General features: G+C 47.7%; 2 protein-coding genes. Both read left to right on the top strand.

Annotated elements, in window-relative coordinates; genetic code table 11:
• On the top strand, positions 1 to 1,328 hold a 1,328-nt coding region (locus tag ACRCZA_RS09085), incomplete at its 5' end, for a TonB-dependent receptor domain-containing protein (RefSeq protein ID WP_438674126.1).
• Between the two features lie 150 nt (positions 1,329 to 1,478).
• Positions 1,479 to 3,352: ABC transporter ATP-binding protein (locus ACRCZA_RS09090; protein WP_438674127.1), on the top strand; the 1,874-nt coding region annotated here is incomplete at its 3' end.

Genomic DNA, 3,352 nt, shown 5'->3' on the forward strand with positions numbered 1-3,352 from the left:
ATGTCCGCGGTAATGATGAAGATAATCGCACCCGCGTCAGTTTAGAGCATGACTGGCAAGCTAATCTTAGCCTGTTTGACCAATTGCAGTGGCAGCTAGGTTATTTGCAGAGCGAGTCTAACCACAATAATTATGATCATTTGGCTAAAGAAATGAATGGTCAGCCATTAAGTCAACAAAACCGCAACCGTTATCGGATGGGCGAAGACCAATCTTGGCAGGCAGATGTGCAAATGCTCAAAGGATTAAGCTTCGAGCATGGGTCTCATGAACTTGTCTATGGTGCCAGTTTTATCCGTAATGACTTCACGTTAGCTTATCAAGATATCAACATGGATACTGGCACTGTTACCCATAAATCCCCCGAAGTGCCTAGTGCTACCTCAGATAAGTGGGGAGTTTTTATTCAAGATCAGATGTTCCTAGCCGAAGATAAATTGGTGATTAATGGTGGCCTGCGCTATGACAAATTTAAGGCTGAACCGGATGCGACCAGTGATTACGCCACCGCAGAAAATGATGCCTTAACGGCTCGCCTAGGCGCGGTATATCACTGGAGCAATGCATTGAGTACTTATGCTCAAGTCAGCCAAGGCTTCAAAGCACCGACGGTGCAAGACTTATACTACTCCTATGAAATGGGCGCCGTACTTGAGCCTAATCCCGATCTTAAAGCAGAGGAAAATATGGCCTATGAAGTGGGTCTGAGATATAACACCGCAGCCAGCAAGCTCACCTTTGCGACTTATTACAATGACTATACCAATTTCATTGAGGATAAGATGATCAATCCCGCTGATCCTAATCATAATGGCAAAGAGGTTTGGACAAAAGTGAACCTCGCCAAAGCCAAAATTTACGGTGCGGAATTCAAGGCTAACTGGGATTTAGCTCAATTGTTAAGTGCGCCACAGGGCGTTAAAGCAGGCTTTAGCTTAAATTACAGCCAAGGGGAAGATCGGCAAACCGGTGAGGCGATTGATAGTGTCGCGCCGTTAAGCAGTGTCGCTAGCCTTGGCTATGACGCCGCAGATGAGTTATATGGTGGTCAGCTGAGTATTACGGCAGTGGCCGGTAAAACGGGAAGCGACTGGAGCAATGCTAATAATGTGGATAATGTTGACGCTAAAGGATACGTTAAAGCCGATATTACGGCTTACTATCAGCCAATGAATAACGTGATGATACGCGCTGGCTTATTTAACGTAACGGATGTCAAATACTGGGATTATATGGATTTGGCTGGTATTGGTAATGACGATATTGGTTTGGATCGTCGCAGTCAGCCCGGACGTAACTGGAGTATTGACTTAAGCTACACTTTTTAAATAACAGTTTAAAGCCAATAACTTAATCATGATAACTCACCACAAAGGGACGCCCAATGGGGGCTCCCTTTGTGGGATAATCCCGTTGTTATCTCTTGTTGTATTCCTTTTTGTCATAGGATTTTACGCCATGTCGCGCGAGGAAGTTAAGTGAAAACCCACCGTCCGTCACACCATACGACACATCATAAGACACACAGTCCTACATACCATCAGCCCACGGTTCCAGAGCCCGCAGATAAGGCGTCGACGGCGAACCTCGGGACGCCTAGTTTAGCGAGCAAACAGACGGTGTTGCAGTTATCGCCATCTTGGTTATGGCAACAGATCCAACAATACCGAACCCGATTACTCTGCGGCAATGCTTTGGCGATTATTGCCACGTTAATTGCAGTGCCAATTCCCCTGCTCTTGCCCTTGATGGTCGATGAGGTCCTGCTGCACCAACCTGCTAAAGGGGTGGCGTTGCTCCAGGGGTTTTTGCCGGTGTCATGGCATAGTGCGACCGGCTATATCAGCGCCATGTTGCTGTTAATTATTTTGATGCGGATCCTCAGTCAAGCACTGAATATTTGGCAAACGCGTCAGTTCACATTAGTGTCTAAAACCATTACCTGTCAGATCCGCCAAAGCCTACTCGATAAACTTGGGCGCATTAGTTTTAAGGCATTTGAGTCCCATGGCAGTGGTAGCGTCACCGCCCATATGGTGACGGATATTGAGACGATAGATAGCTTTCTTGGCAGCAGTCTAAGCCGATTTCTCGTCAGTCTGCTAACGGTCGTGGGGATTGCCCTCGTATTGCTGTGGCTGGACTGGCGTCTTGGCCTGTTTATTCTTCTGCTTAATCCTGTGATTATCTGGTTATCACGCAAAATGGGGCAACGGGTACAACATTTAAAAAAAGCAGAAAATCAATCATTTGAACGTTTTCAGCAGCGTTTGGTCGAGACCTTGGATGGGCTGTATCAATTGCGCGCCGCCAATCGAGACAGACAGTTTCTTGAACGTCTAAAAACCGATGCTAACAGTATTCGCCAGGATGCAGATAGCTACGCTTGGCAAGCCGATGCCGCTAGTCGGTTATCATTCTTGATGTTTTTGCTGGGATTTGAAGTATTTCGCGCCGTGGCCATGGTCATGGTGGCCGTGAGTAACCTGACGATTGGCGAGATTTTTGCGGTGTTTGGTTACCTGTGGTTTATGCTGACGCCAATTCAAGATCTGCTCAGCATGCAATATTCGTGGTTCAGCGCCAAGGCCGCCATGGGGCGACTCAACCGCTTATTTGCACTTGAAGAAGAGCAACAATATAGCAATCCTGCCCATCCAGCGCTTGCGCTCCCAACGTTGGCCATCGAGTTTGAGCATATTCGTTTTCGCTATCACGATGAAAAACAAGTGCTGGATAACGCCAGCCTGCAGATCCCCGCGGGTAAAAAAGTCGCTTTGGTGGGGGCATCAGGCGGGGGAAAATCCACACTGATCCAGTTGTTGTTGGGGCTTTACCGTAAAAATGAAGGGGATATCCGTATTAATGGCACCAGCATTGACGAGATTGGCTATGAAGCGCTGCGCCAGCAAACGGCGGTGGTGTTGCAACAACCGACACTATTCAACGATACATTGCGCGCGAACCTTACGTTGGGAGACTCAACCCTCACCGATCAACAACTGTGGGATGCCTTAAGCGTTGCGCAATTAGATGATGTGGTAAAAAAACTGGATAAAGGTCTAGACACCGAGCTTGGGCGTCAGGGACTGAAACTGTCTGGCGGGCAGCGACAACGACTGGCGATAGCAAGGATGATGTTGACCGATCCTAAATTGGTGATTATGGATGAAGCAACCTCGGCACTTGATACCCTAACCGAATCGAGATTGCAGCAAGCGATGAGCCACTTTCTAACAGGCCGCACGACATTAATCGTGGCACACAGGTTTTCGGCCATTCAAGACGCCGATATCATCTATGTGCTTGAAGACGGCAAGGTGGTCCAAACTGGCCAACATAGTCAACTTGT

The organism is Shewanella sp., from assembly GCF_051658185.1.
Taxonomy (GTDB): Bacteria; Pseudomonadota; Gammaproteobacteria; order Enterobacterales; family Shewanellaceae; genus Shewanella.